We start from the raw sequence: 24,497 nt of genomic DNA, 5'->3' as shown, positions 1-24,497 counted from the left end.
TCAAACTATTCGCTCCGCAAACTTTTAACCGGATTTGCCAGCGCCGCTTTTACAGATTGTATGCTTATGGTAGCCAGAGCAACAAGCGTAGCGCCGCCGCCGGCAATCAGGAACACCCAGGCCGTAACATTAATTTTATAAGCGTAATCCTGCAGCCATTTGTTCGTAGCATACCAGGCAACCGGCACAGCTATGAAAATAGATATGATGATCAATATTATAAACTCAGCAGCTAACAGCCTGATAATGCCGGCAACGCTTGATCCCAACACTTTGCGGATACCAATTTCCCTGGTTTTTACCTGCGCAGAATAGGTTGCCAGGCCAAACAAACCCAAACAGGAAATAACAATAGCCAACATCGAAAACATATTGAATAATGAACCTGTACGTTCATCAGCTTTATACAGCAAACTAAAGTTTTCATCCAAAAACGAATATGCAAGCGGAATATCATTATTATATTGTTTCCAACTGCGCTGGGCCGCCGCGATGGCTTTTTGAGCATCCTTACCCGTTGTTTTTATATAGATACGAAAGCAATTTTCAGGACTATATACCAAAACTGCAGGCTCTATTTTTTTACGCATGGTTGTGTAGTGAAAGTCCTTAACTACGCCTATAATAGTTCCTTTGGTTTTTTGGATGCGTATACGTTTCCCAACCGGATCTTTTAAACCCATTGCGGTAACAGCGGCCTCATTCAAAATAAAATGAGTGGTGTCATTTACAGCGCCGGTAAATACTTTTCCTTCTTTCATTTTCATGTTGAAGAAGCTTATAAAATCCTTATCAACAATTACCGGATGAAAGAACAGGCTGGATTTAGCAGACTTACCCTCCCAATCATTGTCGCCGGTCCAGCCGTTATTGTCAATAATATTACTGCCTCCCCGTGAAACAGACAAAACGCCGGGCTGCTTCAATAAGTCGGCCTTTACGGCGTCATAATGTTTTTGCATATCGCGCATGGAGAACGAAAGCACATTTTCTTTATCATACCCTAAATTTTTACTGCGGATGTATTTTAGCTGCTTGCTGATCACCAGTGTGCCGATAATAAGCATTACCGATACCGTGAACTGTAATACTACCAGTACTTTCCTGAATGCCGCGTTGCCAATACCGGCGGTTACGCGTCCTTTCAATGCTTTTAGCGGCTCAAATGACGATAATAATAAAGCAGGGTAAATGCTTGACGCTGCCAGTGTACCTAACAAGGTTACCGCTATATATATCCATACCTCATAATTAGTTATGGCAAGCTCCAGGTGCTTACCCGAGAAACTATTATACAGCGGCATCAATATATACATTAAGCCTATGGCAAATAAAGTAGCAATAACAAACAGCATAGTGGTTTCAGCCATAAACTGCATGAATAATTGAAACTTACCTGCCCCAATGATCTTACGCATACTCACCTCCTTGGCCCTCAGCATAGAACGTGCTGTTGAAAGGTTTACATAATTGATACAGGCAATTACTAATATCAATATAGCTACAATTGCAAATGTGCGTACAGTTTCAATACCGCCGTCACTGCCATCGGCACGGTACAGGTGCATATTTAGTAAAGGCTGGGCCAGGTAAGGCACCGGCGCATCATCGGGTTTGTTGCGTTCATGTATGCTTTGCAGCTTTTTTTCGAGGCTGGCAATATTTGTATTTGGCTTTAAAAGCAGGTATGTTTCAAAGCCGAAATTTATCCAATCGGCATCCATTGATGACATGCGGCCGGTGCCGTTATAACTGATGCTGCCCTTAATATAAGCCAACTGATTAAACCGGCTCAATGGCAACAATACATTGCATTTAATACTTGAATTAGCTGGATAATCACTGATTACGCCGGTAACTTTAACGCTCTCATTTAATCCTATGATCACCGTTTTGCCTATGGGGTCGTCATTACCGAAATATTTTTTAGCCAAAGTGTTTGTTATCACAATGGAATTATTGTCTGGAAAAGGATCTTTTGCATTGCCATTTATCAGATGAAAATCAAACACTGAAAAGTAGGAAGGATCGGTAAAGGCAACATTTTGCTCATTAAATATTTTGTCCTTGTACTTAAAAGGGGCATTGCCAACGTTCATGATACGTACGCCGTCTTCAACCTCGGGCAATTCGTTTTTTGCAAAGGTGGCAACCGGGGCAATTATACTGGTGAATATTTGCTTGCTTGCGTCGGTACCGCCAACTATTCCTATCCGGTATATCTCTGCACCTTTTTTATTGAACCCATCAAAGCTCAATTCATCCTGCACCCAAAGCAGCATAAAAAGCCCTATAACCAAACCAAGTGTTAGTCCTGCAACATTAATAGCAGCATAAAACTTATTATGTATAATGTTGCGCCAGGCGGTTTTCAAATAATTCTTTATCATAGTGTTAATACTAATGTCAGAAACAATACCTTCTAAGCGCTATTCGCTTCTTAAACTCTTTACCGGATTAGCCAGGGCCGCTTTAACCGACTGAAAGCTGACCGTAACCAACGCAATTATTACGGCAACCATACCGGCCGCCGCGAATACCCACCAATTTATACCAATGCGGTACTGGTAATTTTTTAACCAGTTTTGCATAACCCAATAGGCCATCGGAAACGCTGTTACGCATGAAAGCACAACCAGCTTTAAAAAGTCGCCCGAAAGCAAACCTGCCAGTCCCGTTACACTGGCGCCAAGCACCTTGCGGATGCCAATTTCTTTGGTACGGCGCTCTGCAGTATATGAAGCCAGTCCAAACAAACCGAGACATGAAATAATAATGGCAAGAGAGGCAAATATCCTTGCCAGTTTACTCACCAGAACTTCGGATAAAAACATCTGGCTAAACTGGTCGTCAACAAAGCGATAGTCAAACGGATAAGCCGGATTATCTTTCTTCATAATCTTTTGCATACTGGTTAATACCTTTTCAATATTGCTATTAGGTTTCATGCGCACATACATCACCGATGTTTGATTGGGAGATGCGCATATAAACATTACCGGATCAGGCTTGCCGTACATATTACCGTATACATAATCATTTACAACACCTACTATAGTCGCCCGGGTAGTATCCGTTTCACCGCGAAGCGTTTTTCCTACGGCACTGCCCTTGCCCATTAGCTTTTCCAATGCTTTGGTTACCAGTAAACGAATTGGCCTGCCTGTGTCTGTAGTCATAAGATTGCGTCCTTCAAGCACCTTCAAACCCGAAGTTTCCATAAATTCAGGTGTAACATATCTTTGTGATACCAATACTTTTGAATTAGCCGGTTTACCATCCCAGGTCATATCCGATGTATTATTGCCGCCGTAAATAATGGCATGATCGGCAAGCGCAACATTGCTTATATCGCCGGTGTTTAACAGGTCCTGTTTTATAAGGCTAAAATTATGAGCCATATTACCCTGCATATCCATTTCAATAAGATTGTTCTTGTTAAACCCAAGCTGCCTGCTTTTTACATGCTGAATTTGCTGGTAAACAATAACGGTACAAATAATGAGTATGATGGAAACTGTAAATTGAAGTACAACTAAACCCTTACGGATAAAGGTAGCGCCGTTGCTTTTTAACCTTACCCCTTTAAGCACAGCTACCGGATTAAATGATGAAAGGTATAATGCCGGATAACTGCCGGCCACCAGGCCGCAAACCATGGTGATGAGCAACAGTACCATGATATGCAGAGGATTACCCAAATCAATTGCTAACTGTTTTTGAACCAGTGTATTAAATGCAGGCAAAACAAGTGCAACCAAAACCATGGCGATAGCGGCAGCAACAAAGGCAATAAATAAAGCCTCTCCTATAAACTGTGCAACCAGCAATTTTTTACCCGCTCCCATTACCTTACGTACGCCCACCTCGCGTGCGCGTTTTTCACTGCGGGCTGTGGCCAGGTTCATAAAATTAATGCAGGCAATAAAAAGGATGATCCAGGCTATGGTGGTAAACAAGTGTACATATTCAATTTGTCCCCCGCCGGTTTTTTTGCCATCTTTAAAATCATCATACAGGTGCCAGTCGTTCATACCAAATAAAAAGGCATGCCCCAGCGCGGTAGGCTCACGTTTTTGAATATAATTGTATAATTGCTTATTTACTGTTTCAGGGTCAACACCTGGTTTTAACTCAACATAGGTGTTTGTTGATTGGTTTCCCCAGCTTTTTAACCAAGGATTTTGATCAAAATAGATCTGGTAAGGCATAAGCCATTCAAACTGTAAGCTTGAATTTGCCGGTATATCTTTTACAACTCCCGATACCACATAATCATGTTTGTTATCAACGCGGATGCTTTTACCTATGATATTTGGATCATTCCCAAAAAACTTCTTTGCTGTTTTTTGAGTGATAACCAATGAATGCAATTGTAAAAACGCGGTCGCCGCGTTGCCCTGTACAAATGGCAAAGTAAACATATTAAAAATAGCCGGGTCGGCATATTTGCCCGAAGCAAAAACAGATCTGTTACCCACGGCAAATAACAGTGACGTTGCGCCCTCCGTTGCACGACAGGTATTTGCCACGCCGGGCAACTCGGTTTTCATAGCCTGCGCCATTAAACCAGGTGTCGACGATTCTGTAAAAACATAAGTGTCATATTTCTGGTTCTCTTCAACCAGATACAGCCTGTCTTTTTTTACGTGTACCGAATCAAAATTTATTTCGTCCTCAACCCATAAAAATATCAGGGCGGCGCAGGCTATGCCAATTGCCAGCCCAAATATGTTCAAAAAACTGTAAGCCCGGTTTTTTAACAAGCTGCGCCACATAAGTTTTATACTGTTCCTGATCATAAAGCCTCCTTTTTATGCCCTCTTTTTTGGTACCGAGTGTTTTTGTTAATATTTATATGAGTTACTCATTTCGTAAACTTTTTACCGGATTTTCCATAGCGGCCCTAATAGCCTGGTAGGCTATGGTAATAGCCGCAATTATAAATGAAGCACTTATAGCTATGATAAATATTCCCGGCCCAATATTGATGTGGTACGCAAAATTTTGCAGCCAACTGTGCATTATATAATAGCCAAGCGGAGCAGCTACCAGGAAGGCTATCCCAATTAAAAAAATAAATTCGCGGGTAAACAAGTTAACTATGCTGTACAATGATGCGCCTAATACCTTACGGATACCTACCTCTTTAGTGCGTTGCGAGGCCGCAAAAGCTATCAGACCATATAACCCCAGGCAGCCTATTAAAATAGCTATATAAGAGAAAAATTGAAAAGCGGTGTACACTTTTTGCTCCTGCTTGTACATTGCTGCAATATGCTCATCAATAAATTCGTACTTAAAAAGATCATCAGGGAACAGTTTTGACCATTGTTTACCTATGTAACCAATAGTTTTGTTCATAGCTGCGGGCTGGATACGGATACTGGCCATAAAAAGCTCGTCAGGGCGATATTCCAAAACACAGGCCCTGCGTTTTTTGTGTTTCGACTCGCTTTGAAAATCCTGCACCACGCCTACAATGGTTGATAGCTGGTCGCCATTTAAGGTAACTTTTTTATCAATCACCTTTTGAGGGTTCTGAAAACCCAACTTTTGCATCATGGTTTCGTTTATAACGATTTTGTGCAGGGTATCATTAACATTCTTTTTCCATATTTTTTGGCCGGCCAGCATTTTAAGCTGAAACATGTCTGTATATTTTTCATCAATATACTTTACCTCCGTCACATCATCTTTGGTAAGTCCCAGTTCGGCCGAAGAAAAACTGGTAAAGGAGTTATTGTAACTTGGCGCACCTGACGAAAAACTGATCTCCTTTATGCCGGGGTAACTCTGCATCTGCTGTTTAAAAACCTCGCGTTTGGCCTGGTCAGGTAATGCTACCGAAACAACTGCTTCTTTATTGAATCCAAGATCCTGGTTTTCAAAAAAATCCATCTGGTGGGCCACGATCAGGGTTCCAACAATTAATATCTGCGATATGGCAAACTGGGCTATAACCAGACTTTTCCTCAAGGTTAATCCACGGTATGAAACACTTGCTTTATTTTTAAGGGAATCAACAGGCTGGAAAGCCGATTGGATAAAAGAAGGATATAAGCCGGCCAGTAAAATTACCAATAGCGTTATTGCGGTTATCCATCCAATTACCTCTGGTTGATACAATTGCCCGGCACTGATATTAATTGATAGTAATTTGCCTGCCTGAGCAAGGAACACTGCGCATAAGGCCACTCCTAATATTACTGATATAATAACCATTACGGTGGTTTCGCCCATAAACTGCCTGATCAGCTGTGAACGGGTAGCTCCCAGTACCTTACGCACGCCAACTTCTTTTGAACGCCTGATGGCCTGTGCAGTGGCAAGGTTTATAAAATTGATACAAGCAGTGATGATGATAAGTAAAGCCACTCCTATTAAGGCATAATAAGTATCTTTTGATGTTGGAGTTACAATACTATTGATGTACCGCTGATCAAAATGGATATCTTTTAAGGGTTGCAGCGGCAAAACCGCGTTTTTAGCAATATCGTTTCCCCAGTTTTTTTTGATGAAACCGGGCATCTTTTTTTCAAGCTGGTGAATTGAGTAATGAGGCGGAATAACAATATAAGCATAACTCCCACCAGGAATTGCCCAAAAGTGCATAGCGCCTTCCAACCGTTTGCTAATGGTTTGCAGCGAGACCAAAAAGTTTAGCGGCATGCTGGTATTACCGGGCAAATCTTTTATTACACCGGTAACCTTAAGGTTTAAGTCGTTGTTAAGTTTAATTAGCTGGCCCATTGCATTACTTTTACCAAAATATTTTTTGGCTAAAGTTTCGGTAAGTACTATGCTGTTGGATTGTTGCAGGGCTGTTTTGGCATCGCCGGCAAGCCAGGTATAGTCAAAAACTTTAGTATTTTGTTCATCAGCAAAGGCGTAATTCTTTTCGTTGTACCTGCTGTCGCCTATTTTAAGCATGGCATCGTGCAGATAAAAAACCTGAGTGGAGGCTTCCAGTTCAGGAAAATCCGTACGCATTGCGGGTATAACAGCCAATGATACGTTTGAGTTGTAATCAAGGGCATGCAGGGTTACGCGGTAGGTCCGGTTTGCTTTACTGTTATATGCGTCATAACCAAGCTCGTTCCTCACTATCAGGAAAAGGATAAGGCAGGCTGCGATACCCAGGGTAAGCCCTAAAACATTCAGAAAAGCGTAACTGAAATTACGGCGGATATTTCTGAAAGCGATGATCACATAACTTTTTAACATAATGAAAATATTAAATGTTAAGCGCCTAAACTCTAACTTATTTACCCACCCGCCGTTCGTTACTAATTGTTTTTCAGGCGATTTTCGTTTTTTCAACAGCTTAAAAACGAAAAAACTCAAGCTTGCCCCTCCCATTAAGGGAGAGGAAAGCAAGGCACTTATTAACTTATATAAACTGTCTTTTTAAGGGAGGGACGTCCTTTTTAAACCATAATGTTTTCCATAACACTTTGACCGTCAAGCAAGCGTATAATGCGGTGGCTGTAGCGGGCATCATGTTCTGAGTGGGTAACCATGATAATGGTAGTTCCCTGTTCGTTCAGGTCTGTAAGCAGCTCCATTACGTCGTTACCGTTGCTGCTGTCAAGATTACCTGTGGGCTCATCCGCCAGTATCAATTTCGGTTTGTTAACTACGGCCCTGGCAATAGCCACACGCTGCTGCTGACCACCTGATAACTGTTGTGGATAGTGGTTGCGGCGGTGCATGATCTGCATTTTGTCCAATACCTCTTCAACTCTTTTTACCCGCTCTGCCGATGGCACACCGGTGTATATCAGCGGCAACTCCACGTTTTCAAATACTGTTAACTCATCAATAAGGTTAAAGCTTTGAAATACAAACCCTATGTTGTGCTTACGCAGGTCGGCACGTTTACGCTCGGTAAAATGGGCAACCTCAATGTCATTAAAAATATAGCTCCCTGCATCCGGATCATCAAGCATACCTAAAATATTAAGTAACGTTGATTTTCCACAGCCAGACGGACCCATAATGGCCACAAACTCGCCGGTAGCAATTTCAATCGATAGCTTGTTTAAAGCAATGGTCTCTACCTCTTCTGTACGGTAGAATTTTTCGAGATTAGTAATTTTTATCATTGGTGCCTCCTAAATCGTTTCCGCCATATGACGGCAAACATGATTTTTATTTTTTTAACTTGGTTTATATAATTATATGATGTTTTATAAATGCTTTTTGTTGCAATACCGTTGCTGTTTATTTATTTAATATCAGCTCCTGTATATCCCCATAATTTTCATAGCTCGAGGTAATTACCTTATCGCCAGGGTTTAAACCTTCGGTTACTACATAATAATCAGGACTTGTCATTCCAAGCTGTATATTAACTTTATAGGCACGTTTGCCATCCTCGCTCACTTTAAATATCCAGTTACCGCCGGTTTGCTGATAGAAGCCGCCCTTAGGTACCAATATAGCTTGCCTCTCCTCGCTCAATGCCAGCCTTACCTGTAAGGTCTGCCCTTTCCTGATGCCTTTGGGCACAGCGCCCACAAACTGCATATCAACCTGGAAACTGCCGGTTGTTTTTACCTGCGTGTATACCTTTTTGATAACCAAATTATAGGTTTTATCGGCAAAGGAAAAATCACCCTTTAGCCCGGTATATATTCGCGATAAATAGTGTTCATCAATATCAACCCGTACTTTAAAGCCTGATTGTACGTCGATCTGGCCCAAATGCTCTCCCTGTTTTTTGTTTTGGCCAACCTCGGCGTCCATTGAAGTTAACTGACCATCAACAGGAGCTCTTAAAATAAGGCTGGCAACTTTCTGGCGCATCAGTTCCAATGTAGTTTTCATGTGCGCGTATTGCTCTTTTGACTGAGATGCCTGTTGTTTAACCAGAGCTGTATCCTGCGACAATATTTGTTTGGCCAACCTGTAGCGGTTAACCTGGTAATCATACATATTTTTTGCAGACTGATATTCCTGTAAACCTATCGCTTTCTGATCGTAAAGATGTTTATCCAGTTTGTAAACCCTTTCGGCTTCTTTATAGGTATTTTCAACATCGGCCATGGTGTTAAGCTTGGTGATGGTGTTCTGCTGAGCGTTGTTATGTGATATCTGCATCTGGGTTTGCTCGGCGTACACCGCGGTTTCCTGATTAGCCAGGCTTAGTTCCAGATCGGTATTTGATAGCTTTAAAATCGGGTCGCCCTTTTTCAGGGTGGCACCGTCTTCTACATATTTCTCTTCAACAACACCGCCTTCCGTAGCATCAAGATAAATAGTTGTAAGTGGCATTACCACGCCGTTTACAGGTATAAATTCCTGGAAAGGGCCTTTTGTAATAGTGCTTATGGTTATGCGTTCGGTATCAACATCAAGCTTGCTTTTGCCCGATGTAAAATAAATACTGCCGCCAACTAATAAAATAATGCCTGTTATTCCCGCAATTGTTAATATCCGTTTACTATTCCAGATCTTTTTTTCAATTTTTCTGTCCACTGTAGTTTATTATATTTTGAATAGTTGTTACAAAAAGATATGCCACAAATTAAAATACTGTATAACAGTTATTTAAGCACTAAATAACCAATTGAAGCGTTCGCTTCTGTTACAGCATGTGTCCGGTTATGATACAGTGGCATAAGGTAACCCTAAATGTTCATTATTGATTTTCAGTTTAATACTTGTATTATTATAACTGGTATGAAATTTAAGCATTTTAGTTCATTGGTTTACCGGGTCATTAGTTTATTAGTAGCTATAGTCTGTTATATTTGTCAGGCTGTACAAATAAACCAGGCCGAAACACCAACGAACTATTGAAATTAAACCAATGAACCATATAAAAAAATGATACTAAAAAAAGCAACCATATTAATTGTTGATGACGACCCGGATGTGCTAACCGCGGTAAAGCTTTTATTGAAAACAGAGGCACAGGAAGTGATCACCGAAAAAAATCCGGAAAATTTGAATTGGTTGCTGCAGCGCAACGAGGTTGATCTTGTTTTGCTTGATATGAACTTTAACAGTGCCATAAATACCGGCAATGAGGGTTTGTACTGGTTACGCAAGGTAAAAGACTGGAAGCCAAATGTCGCCGTAATCATGATAACCGCTTATGGCGATATCGACCTGGCTGTGCGCTCACTAAAGGAAGGCGCTAACGATTTTATAGTAAAACCATGGCATAACGAAAAGCTGATTGGTACCATAAAAGAGCTTTTAGACAAAAAAGAGGGCGTAAAAACCACCAAAACCACGGTAAAAAGCACTGCCGGCGATACATCCATACTGGGCGAATCAGAAGTAATGCAGGATATTTTTTATAAGGTGAATAAAATTGCCCCTACCGATGCCAACATTTTGCTCCTGGGCGAAAACGGTACAGGTAAGGACCTTATGGCCAAAGCTATACATGAACGCTCGTTACGGGCCGACAAGCCTTTTATTAAGGTTGATGTGGGCGCCCTTACAGATACCCTGTTTGAAAGCGAACTGTTTGGCCATAAAAAGGGAGCTTTTACCGATGCGCGCGAAGATCGCACCGGCCGGTTTGAAGACGCCCAGGGAGGCACCCTGTTTTTAGATGAAATTGGTAACATTACCCTGCAGCAACAAGCCAAATTGCTCACCGTGCTGCAAAACAGGCAGGTAACCCGCCTGGGTACCAATAAAGCGGTTGATATTGATATCAGGCTTATTTGTGCAACCAATGTGCCCATGCATGAGCTGGCTAACGAGAACCGGTTTCGTAAAGACTTAATTTATCGTATTAACACGGTTGAGATCAATATGCCGCCATTGCGCAGGCGCAGTGAAGATATTGTGATACTTGCCAGGCACTTCGCCAAATTGTATGCGGGCAAATACCTTAAGCCCGCCATGGACTTTGATGCGGCCGCTTTGCAAAAATTGAGGTCATACAACTATCCGGGCAATGTGCGCGAATTGCAATATACTATTGAAAGAGCCGTGATCATGGCCGACGATCATGTACTGAAACCGGATGACCTTATATTTTCAATCCTTGAAACGGCTACTGACAGTCCGGTAAGTGACGACAACATTCAGCTAAGTACGTTGGAAAAAAATGCTATACTAAGAGTAATTGAAAAACATAACGGCAATATAACCCGTGCCGCCAAGGAGCTGGGTTTAACCCGTACGGCTTTATACCGCAGATTAAGCAAATATGATATTTAACCGATACGAATGGCGGCTGTTGCTGCGTGTATTTCTGATGTTTTTAGCCCTTATTGCTGCAGCTTTTGTTACAGTGAAAGGCCTGTACCTGTACCTGGTTATATTTGTACCGCTGGTAACTTATGCGGTTATAGAAATGATCCGTTTTCAGAAAAAAGCACAGGATGAGGTAAACCAGTTTGTTGAATCAATACATTATCGTGATTTTTCAAGGCATTTTGATGTACGCCGCGCACCAAACGAACTTAAGCCCCTGCGCAAGGGCTTTAATGATATTAACACCACTTTTAAGCTCATCAGCCGGGAGCGGGAAACACAATACCATTACCTGCAAAAGATACTGGAACTGGTTGACACCGGAATTTTATCATACGAAGAGGAAACCGGCAACATCAGCTGGATCAACGAGGCTTTTAAAAACCTGATCAGTATACCTTACCTTAAAACAGTTCACTCGCTTGAAAAGCGTGAACCCAGCCTGTATCTTGAACTGATAAAATTAAAACCCGGCGACAGCAAAATTATAACCATTAGCCGCAACCAGCAGCTGGTTAAAATTTTAATAACGGCCAGCATTATGCGCAGCGAGGATATACTATACAAGCTGATAGCTTTTCAGAATGTGAGCGAGGCGCTTGATGAAACAGAATCAAAGGCATGGCAAAAATTGCTCAACGTAATGACGCACGAGATCATGAATTCTGTAGCTCCTATTTCATCACTGGCCGATACCCTGAAAAACAGGCTGCAAAGCCCAGAAATTGCAAACAGCGTTCAAAGCGGCGAACTGGAAGACCTGGAACTGGGTATTGACACGATAAAACGGCGCAGTGAGGGCCTGCTTAAGTTTACGGAAAGCTACCGCAGCCTGAACAAGATCACCAAGCTCGACCTGAATAAGATACTGGTACGCGATCTGTTTGAGAACCTGAATAGCCTGATGCGGCCTACCCTTGAGAAAAAGAACATTGAACTTGAAATTATACTGCGCGACCCAACACTTGCCATTCAGGCTGATATAAACCTGATAGAACAGGTAATGATAAACCTGCTGGTAAATGCCATTGAGGCTGTAAAAGACCGCGAAGAACCACGCCTTACCTTGTCGGCCGACATACAGAACAATAGTAAAACGCTGGTGCGGGTAACCGATAACGGCCTGGGTATGCCGCCCGAACTGCTTGATAAAATATTTATTCCATTTTTTAGTACCCGTAAAACCGGCAGCGGCATTGGACTAAGCTTATGCAAGCAGATCATGCTGCTGCATAAGGGAAATATACAGGTACAATCTGTAGAGGGCAAAGGATCCTCATTTATATTGCAGTTTATACCCTAGCGTGTATATAATTGATTTCAACGCGACCCGTCGCCTTGGTTTCCGTCGACGGGCGTGCGCGGAAACTTTCACGCCATACCTGGCTCACTGCTAATGTCATCTTGATCTGGTAAAAGAATTATCAGGAAAGTAATGAGGCATCAAAAGCCCGCGAAAAACCATTATCTTTAATAAACCAATTTATAATACTACGAATAGAAACTTTCCGAAATATTGACAAATGTTTCCGCCATTTGGCCCTTTGTTAAACTTCGTTAAAAAGGATATTTGTTTATTATAAACCAATATTAAATTAGTTTTTCCCAGAGGGATAATTACTGTTTGTTTTTTGTAGCACAGAAATAAGATGGTGGTATTTACCGCGTATCTGCATCTGTTTTAAAGAGCCTTTTAATTATTTAATAATATCACCAATATGTTATCACCAAAAAAATATTATACCCGTTTAGTATTGATCATACTAACCATGGCATCCCTAAGTATTGCAGTTAAAGCACAAACTGATAAAATTGAGGGTGTTTGGTACAATGATATCAAAAGCGCTAAAATACAGATAAGTAAAGGCGCCGACGGCAAGTTCAATGGTAAAATAATTTGGCTTAAGGAACCACTAAAAAATGGCAAACCCAAAACCGACGAAGAAAATAAAGATGAAAAATTACGCAGCAGGCCGGTTATCGGTTTACATATACTGGAGGGTTTTGTGCCCGACGGGGCAGATAAATATACCGATGGTAAAATTTACGATCCCAAAAATGGTAAAACCTACTCCTGCAATATTACTTATAAAGGTAAAACCTTAGCTATTCGCGGCTATATCGGCGTTTCGCTTTTTGGCCGCACAACAACCTGGGAACGGGCAGAATAAATAAAAAGTGGACCGTAAGTGGTAAATGGTGAGCAGAATATAACGTTTCCAACTCACCATTCACTACTCACCACTAACTAAACTTAATCTATGGATGCTAAACGAATTATAAAAAAAGTAGCTGTACTGGGCTCGGGTGTAATGGGCAGTCGTATTGCCTGTCATTTTGCAAACATCGGGGTGCAGGTATTATTATTGGATATTGCACCTAAAGACGCGCCCGCCGGCGATAAAAAAGCACGCAATAAAATAGTGAACGACGCGCTTGATTTTGCCTTAAAATCAAATCCGTCCCCCATCTATCTCAAGTCCTTTGCCAGGCGTATAAGTACCGGAAACTTTGAGGACGACATGCCCAAAATTGCTGATTGCGACTGGGTAATCGAAGTAGTGGTTGAACGTTTGGATATTAAACAACAGGTATTTGAAACGGTTGAAAAACACAGAAAACCGGGTACGCTTATCACCTCCAATACATCGGGTATTCCTATTCATTTGATGTGCGAAGGGCGAAGTGACGATTTTAAACGGCATTTTTGCGGCAGCCACTTTTTCAATCCACCAAGGTATTTAAAGCTGCTGGAGATCATTCCTACAAAAGACACTTTACCGGGGGTAGTTAGTTTCCTGATGGATTACGGCGAGAAGTTTCTGGGCAAAACTACAGTGTTAGCAAAAGATACTCCCGCATTTATTGGTAACCGCATTGGTGTTTTCAGCATTATGAGCGTGCTGCATTATGTTCAAAAAACCGGTATGACAGTGGAGGAAGTTGATAAACTGACCGGCCCGGTTATCGGTCACCCCAAATCGGCCACCTTCCGCACCAATGATGTGGTGGGCCTCGATACCATGGTACATGTGGCCAACGGCCTAAGCAAAAACGCTCCCAACGATGAAGCGAAGGAGATGTTTGTAATCCCTGAATTTGTGAACAGCATGCTTAAAAACAACTGGCTGGGCAGTAAAACCGGACAGGGTTTTTATAAAAAGGAAAAGGTTGACGGTGCCAGTCAGTTCCTGGCGCTTGATTTAAAAACGCTGGAATATAAACCATCGCAAAAAGTAAAATTTGCATCGTTAGATACTACAAAAACAGTAGAAGATTTAAAGGAAAGATTAAAGATCCTGTTTGCAGCAAAAGATAAGGCCGGCGACTTTTACCGTGCTACTTTTTACCAGCTTTTTGCTTATGCCAGCAACCGCATCCCTGAAATTGCCGACGAGCTTTATAAAATTGATGCTGCCGTAAATGCCGGTTTTGGCTGGGAAATAGGTCCTTTTGAAAAATGGGATGCTTTAGGTGTAGCCGATACAGTAAAAGCAATGGAAACCGCCGGCAATAAGCCAGCTCAATGGGTATATGAAATGTTTGCTTCAGGGGCTAACAGCTTTTATAAAATAATGGATGGCAAGCGCCAATACTATGATATCATTTCCAAAACCTACAAGATAATTCCGGGTACGGAAAATTTTATCTTGCTGAACAATATCCGGGAGGCAAACACCATTTGGAAAAACACCGGAACTACTATAACCGATATTGGCGATGGCATCATTAACCTGGAGTTCCACACTAAAATGAATACCATTGGCGGCGATGTAATAGAAGGTATAAATAAAGCCATCACCCTTGCCGAAAAAAGTTATAAAGGACTGGTCATTTCAAATGAAGGTGCTAATTTCAGTGCAGGGGCCAATGTGGGTATGATATTCATGATGGCCGTTGAGCAGGAATTTGATGAGCTGAATATGGTGATCAAAGCCTTCCAAACAGCTATGATGCGCATCCGGTATTCTTCTATCCCTGTGGTAGCCGCTCCCCATCAAATGGCCCTTGGCGGCGGATGCGAGTTGTGCCTGCACGCAGATAAGGTGGTGGCGCATGCAGAGTTATATATGGGATTGGTAGAGTTTGGTGTGGGGTTGATCCCGGGTGGTGGTGGAACCAAAGAGTTTGCTCTTCGCTTGTCTGACGAGTTGCAGGATGGCGATATTGAACTAAACAATTTCCGCGACCGTTTTTTAACTATCGGACAGGCAAAAGTTTCAACCTCGGCTTATGAAGCCTTTGAATATGGTTATCTTAAAAAAGGCCGTGATGTGGTGGTGGTATCACAAAACCGATTGCTGGCCGAGGCCAAACAACATTGCCTGCAACTGGCCGACGATGGTTATGTACAACCTGTTCGGCGTACAGACATCAGGGTATTGGGCAAGCAGGCATTGGGCTTAGGCTATGTGGGCGCCAATACCATGTACAGTGGCAATTATATTAGCGAACACGATGTAAAAATATCGCAAAAGCTGGCGTATGTATTGGCTGGCGGCGATCTGTCGCAACCATCGTTGGTAAGTGAGGAATATTTACTGGATTTGGAGAGGGCAGCCTTCGTTTCGCTATGTGCCGAACGCAAAACGCTGGAGCGTATCCAGTCTATTATTACAGGCGGTAAAGTGTTAAGGAATTGATTCAATTAGTATCAGGTAGTTACAATCAAGTATCAACACATCGAATACTTTATATAATTCGCGATACCTGATACTAAATATTACTTAAAAAGGAAAAATATGAATGCATATATAGTTGCGGGCAGCCGCAGTGCGGTTGGAAAAGCTACTCGGGGAGGCTTCAGGTTTACCCGGCCTGATACGCTTGCGGCAGATGTCATAAAACACCTCCTGGCATCAGTACCTAATGTAGATAAGGAACAGATAGAAGATGTGATTGTAGGTAACGCCACTCCAGAAGCAGAGCAGGGTTTGAATGTAGGCAGGCTCATTTCACTGATGGCTTTGGATACTGATAAAGTACCAGGCATGACGGTGAACAGGTATTGCGCGTCGGGCCTCGAAACCATAGCCATAGCATCGGCAAAAGTACATAGCGGCATTGCCGATTGTATTATTGCCGGCGGCGTTGAAAGTATGAGCCTGCTGCCTATGGGGGGCTGGCGTATTGTACCAAATGCCGACATAGCCCTCGCCCACCCTGATTACTACTGGGGCATGGGCTTAACTGCCGAAGCCGTAGCCCAGGAATACAATGTGGGGCGCGAAGAGCAGGATCAGTTTGCTTATCATTCGCACCAAAAAGCCATAAACGCTATAAAAGAAGGTAAATTTAAAGATGAGATAGTACCTGTAAATATTACTGAAATATACATAGATGAGAATGGCAAAAAAAAACAAAGAGAGTTTAAGGTAGATACTGATGAAGGCCCGCGCGCTGATACCTCACTCGATGCACTCGCCAAGCTCAAACCGGTATTTAACGCCAAGGGCGTGGTAACCGCAGGCAACTCATCGCAAACAAGTGACGGGGCAGCTTTTGTAATGGTTGTAAGCGAGCGTTTTTTAAAAGCAAATAACCTTAAACCCATTGCAAGGTTGGTTAATTATGCAGTTGCAGGCGTGCCGCCGCGTATAATGGGCATTGGGCCGTTGGTAGCTATTCCAAAGGTGTTAAAAATGGCTGATATGAAGCAGCAGGATATCGACCTGATTGAATTAAACGAGGCCTTTGCATCGCAATCGTTAGCGGTTATTAAGGGCCTTGACCTTGACCCTGAACGCATCAACGTAAATGGCGGGGCCATAGCGCTTGGTCATCCGTTGGGATGTACCGGGGCTAAATTATCTGTTCAGCTGTTTAACGAGCTGAAACGCCGGGATAAAAAATATGGCATGGTTACGATGTGTGTAGGCACGGGCCAGGGCGCTGCAGGCATTTTTGAATTATTATAACGATTTAAACCGCTGTACAAATGGAAAAGGCTAAAAGATTGTTTGATTGTATGGAAATTCAGGCTAAAAAGCCCCAGACAGATCTATTGAGTGCCAAAGAAAATGGTGCATGGCGATTATACAGCACGCAGGAAACGCATTCCATGATTTACCAATTGGCTATGGCCCTGTTAAACCTGGGTGTGTCTGGTGGTGATGGCACAACGGAAAGCCGGGATAAGATAGGTCTTATCAGTAATGGACGGCCTGAATGGCTAATAACTGACCTGGCAGTACAGCAAACCGGCGCCATATTAGTACCCCTGTATCCTAACAGTAACCCTAAAGAGTTAGAACAGATACTGAACGAAGTCGCGGTGAAATACCTGTTTGTTAGCAATAAGGAACTGTATGACAAGGTAAACGCGGTATGTGCAAATATTCCATCGTTAAAAGCCATTTATACCTTTGACCAGATAGACAACTGCCCTAACTGGACTGCTTTGCTTAAACCGCTTGAGGAAGGTTATCGCGACAAGCTAACGGCGATCAGCAAAACCATCACTGAGGATGATGTAACAACTATCATTTACACATCGGGCACTACCGGCAGGCCTAAAGGGGTTATGCTTACCCATAAAAATATAGTGAGTAATGTAATTGCCTCCGGTAAGGTGCTTAACCAAATACCAATTGATCAAAAACGCGCACTGAGCTTTTTGCCCCTGAACCACATTTTTGAAAAAATGTGCACTTATATCTATCTCTTTCATGGATTTTCCATCTCATATGCAGAAAGCATGGATACTATTGGAGCCAATATGAAAGAAGCCCAACCTTATATTTTCACAGCTGTACCCAGACTACTCGAAAAGGTGTTTGAAAAAATAATGGTAGCAGGTCTAAAGTTAACCGGTATAAAAAGAAAAATCTTTTTATGGTCAATTAAAGTTGCCGAGCAGTTTGAGATTAACAACACCAGCGCCTGGTATAAAATTAAACTGGCCATTGCCGATAAGCTGGTTTACCGTAAATGGCGCGAAGCAATTGGCGGTAATGTGCAGGCTATTGTTATAGGAAGCTCTGCCTGCCCAATTAAACTCGAAAAAATATTTACCGCCGCGGGCATGGTAGTGATGGAAGGTTACGGACTTACTGAAACCTCACCGGTTATTGCCGTTAACCGTTATCCTGAAAATGGAAGGAAATTCGGCACTGTAGGCAAGCTAATTGATGATATACAGGTTAAAATTGCCGATGACGGCGAAATACTGTGCAAAGGGCCTAATGTTACCGTGGGATATTATAAAAATCCGGAGATGACGGCCGAGGTAATAAAAGACGGCTGGTTTTGTACAGGCGATATAGGCGAACTGGATGAGGATGGATTTTTGAAGATAACAGACCGTAAAAAAGAGATCTTTAAAACCTCGGGCGGTAAGTATGTGGCTCCGCTGCCCATCGAAAATAAAATGAAGGAAAACTACTTTATTGAGCAAATGATGGTTGTTGGGGCCGAGAAAAAATTTACAGCTGCGCTAATCGTACCTTCATACACCAATTTAAAACCGTGGTGTGCAAAACACGATATCCCTTTCACATCTCACAATGAACTGCTCAGGGATAGCAGGGTTATAGAGCTGTATCAATCCATCGTCAATGGCTTTAATCCCGAGTTCAATCATGTGGAGCAGGTTAAAAAGCTCACCTTATTACCCGACGAATGGTCAATTGACAGCGGAGAGCTTACCCCTACCGGCAAAATGAAACGTAAGGTAATAACTGAAAAGTACAAGGCCGAAATTGATAAGATGTATGCAGGGGAAGAGTATGAAAACCCCTCCCTGGTACACTGATTTTTAGTTAGCGGGCGCTCAATCCCGATCTCTGTTCGTTAACATGACATTTTAGTTTTTTCCAACAACGAAATGCATTTATAACCTCATGATATGACAACATTTCAACTGACTATAAATGAAAGCCTGGCTACCATAACACTTGACCGGGGCCGGTCAAATGCCATTAACCACCAAATGGTTAAGGAGCTGATAACCTGCATACAAACACTGGAACATGATACCAATGTGGGCGGTTTAATTATAACCGGCAAACCTGGCTTTTTTTCATCGGGTATTGACCTGATCGAGGCTTACGAATATGACAAGGAACAAAGCCGTGCTTTATGGACCGATTTCCTGTTACTGCAACGTGTGTTGGTAGCCTTTAAGAAACCTATAATAGCCGCTATAAGCGGTCATAGTCCGGCTGGTGGATGTGTAATTGCTCTTTGCGCCGACTATCGTATAATGGCCGACGGCGCGTTTATTATTGGTTTAAATGAGATACCGGTAGGTATTATTGTACCCGATAGTATTTTCAACCTGTATTCCTTTTGGCTGGGACAGCATAAAGCTTATCAATATTTAATGGAGGGTAAGTTATTGAAGGTCAACGAGGCTTTTAACGCAGGATTGATAGATGAGATAAGCGCACCAGAAAGTTTAATAACAACAGCCCAAAACAAGATGAGCACTTATATGCAGCTAAATACGGTTACGTGGAGCCAAAGCAAGCTAAACCTGCGAAAAGAACTAATTAACAAGTTAAACACCGACCAAACAGTGACTTTGAACTTTATGCTGGAACAATGGTGGGCGCCTGAAACCCGTAAGGGCCTGCAAATGCTTATCCAAAATTTAAAATCTAAAACCCCGGCACCCAATAATAACTGATCATGAGCAATAACACAGCAATAACCGAAGGCATGTTACGGGATGATGCACTTAAAGGAAAAACAATTATTGTAACCGGTGGCGGTACCGGGCTTGGCAAGGCCATGGGTACCTATTTTTTAAAACTGGGCGCAAACCTGGTAATAACCAGCCGAAAGCTTGACATACTGGAAAAAACCGCCGCCGAAATGAAAACAGAAACCGGCGGCAATGTTTTGGCTATAGTCTGCGATGTACGCAATTATGATGATGTTCAAAAAATGTTGCAGCAATCGGTCGCGTTTTTTGGCCGTGTTGACGGCTTGCTCAATAATGCCGCGGGCAATTTTATTTCGCCTACAGAACGACTTTCGGCAAATGCATTTTCGGCCGTTATTGATATTGTGCTAAAAGGTTCGGCCAATTGCTCGCTGGCATTGGGTAAATATTGGATAGCCGAAAAAATATCAGGTACCATTCTCAACATCATTACTACATATGCTTTTACAGGGTCGGCCTATGTAGTGCCTTCGGCCTGTGCAAAAGGCGGTGTTTTGGCCATGACCAGATCATTAGCGGTTGAATGGGGCCGGCACGGCATCAGAACCAATGCCATAGCTCCCGGCCCCTTCCCCACCAAAGGTGCATGGGAACGTTTGCTGCCCGGAGATATGGCGCAAAAGTTTGATTTTAAAAACCGCGTTCCGCTTAAACGCGTGGGTGAACATCAGGAACTGGCGAACCTCGCCGCGTTTCTGGTATCTGATTTTTCGGGCTATATTAATGGCGAAGTGATCACCATAGATGGCGGCGAGTGGCTGCAGGGCGCTGGCCAGTTCAGCGGACTCGAGATGGTGCCCGATGCAATGTGGGACAGCATTGAACAAAGCATACGCAAAGCATGAGTTTTAGCTATCGTTTAGGGGAAATACCAAAACATGCCATTATTTTGTTTATGGCAGACGTATCTCCTTGTACACTGACCCGCATCCTGGTCATTGCATAATCTGAAATTTGCCATCCCAGCGGTAATACCGGCCATATGCGCGTATCGGGTACCTGCTCAGCCATTGGGCGAAAAAGATGAAATCCATAATGCTTTATCCGGGAAAGAGAATAGTTCCAATCCTCCGATTTCTTCATATAACCAATCCGGCTGTTCAATATTCCTACCGGAGGGGCCAGCGGCTCAAACAGATTTTTAGGCTTACCGGTTGGCTCGGTGCGTTGCGCCGAGTTAGGGAGCGCCAGGAACTGAGGTTGTACATAACTAAATACAGGATCTGCTTTGATCATCTTATTGCGTACCCTTTCAAACACATTCAATACTTGCAATGAGGTTTCCGCGCCCGAATTATCCCAGGTACCCCCATCGGTAAAGTGATGCTTGCCATTTAACTTAGCTGTAGGGCTTACATAAGGAAACCTAGCGCTCAAAAAAGCCGCGGTGCTCAGGCGCAGATCACCCGGATCCTCTATTTCCTCTTCAGGGAATATGGTTGACGGAAAATCCAGGCTATCCAATAATACAGGCGCTGTTATACCTTTTTTCCCGCTATCCACGTCAAAAGTATTGGCAAAAAGTAAAGGCACCTCATAGTTTTTCCCTTTCCACATTTTGCTTATTGTAACACTCATATCCAGGTTATGGGGATAAGTATTTCTTTCCCAATCCTGCTCCATTAATCTTGCACGGTCTGCCCATGGCGCTATTCCCAATGAAGATGCCAGCATATCCCTTCCTAAAAAAGCAACGATATTTGAAGTAAGATAATCGTTGTGGTAAATTTTAAGCGAATTAAGAGGATAAAAAACTGTATCAGCGCTTGTGTTTTGCCGGTATTGATATCGGGCGCTACAAAGCAGGGACAAGCCAATAGTACCGCCAGATGCACCTGAATAAGAAAAAACATAGTGTTGAAAGTCGCTCATATTATTATTACGCCGTAGTAAACTATCAAGCGTACCTATAACCATAGTTGTCCATGCTGTAGCCCGCAATCCTCCGCCATAAGCATTCACAAAAAAAACAGGATAAGGTGTACCGGGGTGCTTTTTCACAAAAGCCTCAATGTCTGGCTTGCGGCTGATTAGCCATTGCTCGGTATAGTTATTTAATGAGTCAAGAGATTTATGATAGTTCTCTTGCTTTTGGATAAATGCTTCGTGATAATTGGTAATAGTACTTACCGAGCGGTAAACCGTGAATAATAACAAAAACGTAATAAGGCTGACACCAGTTTTTTTACCCGCAAAAAGCAAAAAGGAAAAAAACAATAAAAAACCGGCGCCGGCACACAATACTATGGGCATAGTATAAAAGCGATTATCACTGGTTATTTCATTTAAAAATGATGGGAAATTACATAAGATGAAAAAGATCATAGCAAAAAGTCCGCTGAAGGTGACCCAGGGTGCTATATGCCATTTTTTGATGGCCGGAACGCTGGTGCGCAAAGTAGCAGTGATCATAAACATAGCCGACAAAAAAAACAGATCAAGCGACAAATAGGCAAGAAAATAAGGCTCGCGGTTTTGCTTACCAGAAATGCCTCCCCAAAAGACTATTGGAAAAATCAATAAGACCATACTCAGCCAAAAGCGCCATTGAATTACCTTAGTGTCTGATTTATAAAGCTTTTCGATCCAACGGTACCGCAATAATATCTTATAAAAGATCATCGAAGCCATCAGGAGAACCAATGGAGAAATACCGTTAAGCATATAGTCGATGTTATAAGCGTTCATGGTGTGCAAAATGCCGGTAGCCGGTATTAAAAAACCTGCAGCGCCCAGCAACCGCCCGGTATCTACTTTAATAGATGGCCTTGCACCCGCAGGTAAGCGCATATTATCAAAGTCAGTTGGCCCCATAAAAAAGCTTTTGTAACTTATTTTAAGAGAGTTATCAATGGCTTTGGGTAAATGCCAGCACATTAAAGCCAGTAAGGTGGTTATCACCAAAAAATAAAAACTGGCCCATCTGGAGGTATTAATTGATAGCAGCATGTCCTGTATTTGTCCGCTGATGAAAAGTCCGAGAAAAAAGATGAGCAGTGTAATCAATACGATACGGAACCGCCAGGAGTAAGTAAGCAATCGTCCCAGCCATGCCGATATATATTCGAGCCAAAACCTGGGTTTGCCTAATTTAAAAGACTCGTATAAAAGTTTACAAATTACAATAGTTATCAGCAAGTACTTGAGGTGCGCGGGAATGCCGATAACCCAGGCGTTGGGCAATGGTTCCTTTACCTTAAAGTGTAAAAGGGCTCGGTAGGTTGTTAAATTTTCAAAAACATCTAAAAGACCAGCCAAAATGGCCAAAGCCCCAAAAATCAAAATTGTGCGTTGTGAAATAACCCGGCGCCGGGGATTTGCTTTTTGGCACCCTATCCTTATAATTAAAATAAGCAGGAGGCTAACATATATTCCGATAAAGATATAATCAACTGTGTTTTGAAACATCACAGCATCGATCCCCGTTATTGTTTTAGAATAAGTTGCCTTACTGGTATAGATCTGATTTTTTTTGAATCCGGCTTGCCATTCTTTTAAAATGGAATCTCTCCTGGCATTAGTTGTATTTATCTCCCAATTGATTATGCCCGACGGTGTATACTTAGTTACAACCAGGTAGTTATCCTTCAGCGTTAAGCTGCCGGCAACCAAAAGGCAGGTTAACAGTAGTGAAAAAAAAGATTGAAAATGCCGGTTTACCCAATTTTGTAAGCGTCGGAACATAATAATGCGAATAGACTAAAGATACAGAAAAAGAGTAATAAATGGACGATCTTAACCAAGCATGGTATTTTTTATAGATGCGGCAAAACAACACTTAAAAGGATGTTTAACGCTTAAAATTTCTAATATTGAGGTTGGAAATTCCGGAAGCCGTTATCAAATTTTCAATCATGAGAGAGTTTGTATGCTATATCGTAACAAACATTTTATACAAGGGCGATTCTTCCGGAAAAATAAAGTACCGGGATATAATAACGGATACAGGCAGCCTGTTAAGACGAACAAGGTTTTTGATTTGCAATGTTGAATCCATCAGACAAACGCATACAGTATAGCCTGTTTACCGCATTGATATTGCCTAAGCTCCCGGAGCCATATTAAATACCGGCTTATGTAAAGTGGCTTTATGAACATCCGCGTCCTGGTTTTGCCACAGCCGGTATGCGAGGGTTGCAAATAATGCGAAAACAACATGCGCCGGCACAAGCTGTATATAATATTTATTATAATTGATCCATGGTGGTAGCGGATGCATCTTAAACGTCAGCTTCCATACTGCAACAGCCAATAAACCACTCACTGCCCCCAGGAGCACCGCGTTTTTGACAGATGGTTTAATTTTCCCCGCTTCCCATAATTCCACGTATGCGGTTGCAAACAACAGGCCTACTGCGAAATGCGCATTCCACCCCGCAATTTGGTTGAATTTTTTAGAAGTGCCGGGTACCAGGCGGTGCAGCATGGTGGCCAGGTGTTCCGGCTCACTAAAATCTTCCTTTTTTACCATAGAAACTATGTAACTAAATAAGGTCATGAAAGCTGTACCGGTTATCCCGGCAATTGTAATTTTTTTGGTTTTATTCATGGCAAACAACTATTACAATATTAAACACTATCTAAATTTCATCATCAACCGATA

15 protein-coding genes are annotated in these 24,497 nt (G+C 42.4%); 8 read left to right on the top strand and 7 right to left on the bottom strand.

Features of this window, described 5'->3' with window-relative positions; all coding sequences use genetic code 11:
- Positions 1–5: 5 nt before the first annotated feature.
- The 5 genes from J2W55_RS14975 to J2W55_RS14955 form a co-directional block, all read right to left on the bottom strand.
- The gene (locus tag J2W55_RS14975) at positions 6–2,390 is read right to left on the bottom strand and encodes an ABC transporter permease (RefSeq protein WP_310097079.1); all 2,385 of its coding nucleotides are present in this window, start codon (positions 2,388–2,390) and stop codon (positions 6–8) included.
- 39 nt (positions 2,391–2,429) lie between these two features.
- A complete protein-coding gene (locus J2W55_RS14970) occupies positions 2,430–4,802 on the bottom strand; it encodes an ABC transporter permease (protein ID WP_310097076.1) in 2,373 nt (790 codons plus the stop codon).
- 61 nt (positions 4,803–4,863) lie between these two features.
- A complete protein-coding gene (locus J2W55_RS14965; RefSeq protein WP_310097074.1) occupies positions 4,864–7,227 on the bottom strand; it encodes an ABC transporter permease in 2,364 nt (787 codons plus the stop codon).
- A 203-nt stretch (positions 7,228–7,430) separates the two neighbouring features.
- A complete protein-coding gene (locus tag J2W55_RS14960) occupies positions 7,431–8,108 on the bottom strand; it encodes an ABC transporter ATP-binding protein (protein ID WP_310097071.1) in 678 nt (225 codons plus the stop codon).
- Positions 8,109–8,226: 118 nt separating this feature from the next.
- Positions 8,227–9,483 carry an efflux RND transporter periplasmic adaptor subunit gene (locus tag J2W55_RS14955; RefSeq protein ID WP_310097068.1) on the bottom strand — a complete coding sequence of 419 codons (1,257 nt, stop codon included), beginning with the start codon at positions 9,481–9,483 and terminating at the stop codon, positions 8,227–8,229.
- Between the two features lie 351 nt (positions 9,484–9,834).
- Between J2W55_RS14955 and J2W55_RS14950 the strand changes: the two genes are divergently transcribed.
- The 8 genes from J2W55_RS14950 to J2W55_RS14915 all read left to right on the top strand — a co-directional run bounded on the left by J2W55_RS14950 (position 9,835) and on the right by J2W55_RS14915 (position 20,739).
- Complete coding sequence (locus tag J2W55_RS14950) at positions 9,835–11,190, top strand: sigma-54-dependent transcriptional regulator (RefSeq protein ID WP_310097065.1); 1,356 nt, start codon at positions 9,835–9,837, stop codon at positions 11,188–11,190.
- Entirely contained in the window at positions 11,180–12,529 is a 1,350-nt protein-coding gene (locus J2W55_RS14945; RefSeq protein ID WP_310097062.1) for a sensor histidine kinase, read from the top strand. The genes J2W55_RS14950 and J2W55_RS14945 overlap by 11 nt, the downstream gene beginning before the upstream one ends.
- 415 nt (positions 12,530–12,944) lie before the next feature.
- Entirely contained in the window at positions 12,945–13,397 is a 453-nt protein-coding gene (locus J2W55_RS14940; protein WP_310097059.1) for a DUF2147 domain-containing protein, read from the top strand.
- A 90-nt stretch (positions 13,398–13,487) separates the two neighbouring features.
- Positions 13,488–15,869: a 3-hydroxyacyl-CoA dehydrogenase/enoyl-CoA hydratase family protein gene (locus J2W55_RS14935; RefSeq protein WP_310097056.1), complete on the top strand. Its 2,382-nt coding sequence runs from the start codon at positions 13,488–13,490 to the stop codon at positions 15,867–15,869.
- A 99-nt stretch (positions 15,870–15,968) separates the two neighbouring features.
- Positions 15,969–17,144, top strand: coding sequence for an acetyl-CoA C-acyltransferase (locus J2W55_RS14930; protein ID WP_310097053.1), 1,176 nt, complete (start codon positions 15,969–15,971; stop codon positions 17,142–17,144).
- Between the two features lie 20 nt (positions 17,145–17,164).
- A complete protein-coding gene (locus tag J2W55_RS14925) occupies positions 17,165–18,979 on the top strand; it encodes an AMP-dependent synthetase/ligase (RefSeq protein ID WP_310097052.1) in 1,815 nt (604 codons plus the stop codon).
- 93 nt (positions 18,980–19,072) lie between these two features.
- Complete coding sequence (locus J2W55_RS14920) at positions 19,073–19,855, top strand: enoyl-CoA hydratase/isomerase family protein (protein ID WP_310097049.1); 783 nt, start codon at positions 19,073–19,075, stop codon at positions 19,853–19,855.
- A gap of 2 nt (positions 19,856–19,857) precedes the next feature.
- On the top strand, positions 19,858–20,739 hold the full coding sequence (locus J2W55_RS14915; RefSeq protein ID WP_310097045.1) for an SDR family oxidoreductase: 882 nt from the start codon (positions 19,858–19,860) through the stop codon (positions 20,737–20,739).
- A 7-nt stretch (positions 20,740–20,746) separates the two neighbouring features.
- Here J2W55_RS14915 and J2W55_RS14910 read toward each other — a convergent pair whose 3' ends face one another.
- Entirely contained in the window at positions 20,747–23,578 is a 2,832-nt protein-coding gene (locus tag J2W55_RS14910) for a hypothetical protein (protein WP_310097042.1), read from the bottom strand.
- Between the two features lie 358 nt (positions 23,579–23,936).
- Complete coding sequence (locus J2W55_RS14905; RefSeq protein WP_310097039.1) at positions 23,937–24,443, bottom strand: hypothetical protein; 507 nt, start codon at positions 24,441–24,443, stop codon at positions 23,937–23,939.
- Positions 24,444–24,497: the final 54 nt, after the last annotated feature.

Source organism: Mucilaginibacter pocheonensis (assembly GCF_031456535.1).
GTDB lineage: Bacteria > Bacteroidota > Bacteroidia > Sphingobacteriales > Sphingobacteriaceae > Mucilaginibacter > Mucilaginibacter pocheonensis.
This window is presented reverse-complemented; position numbering and strand designations above follow the sequence as displayed.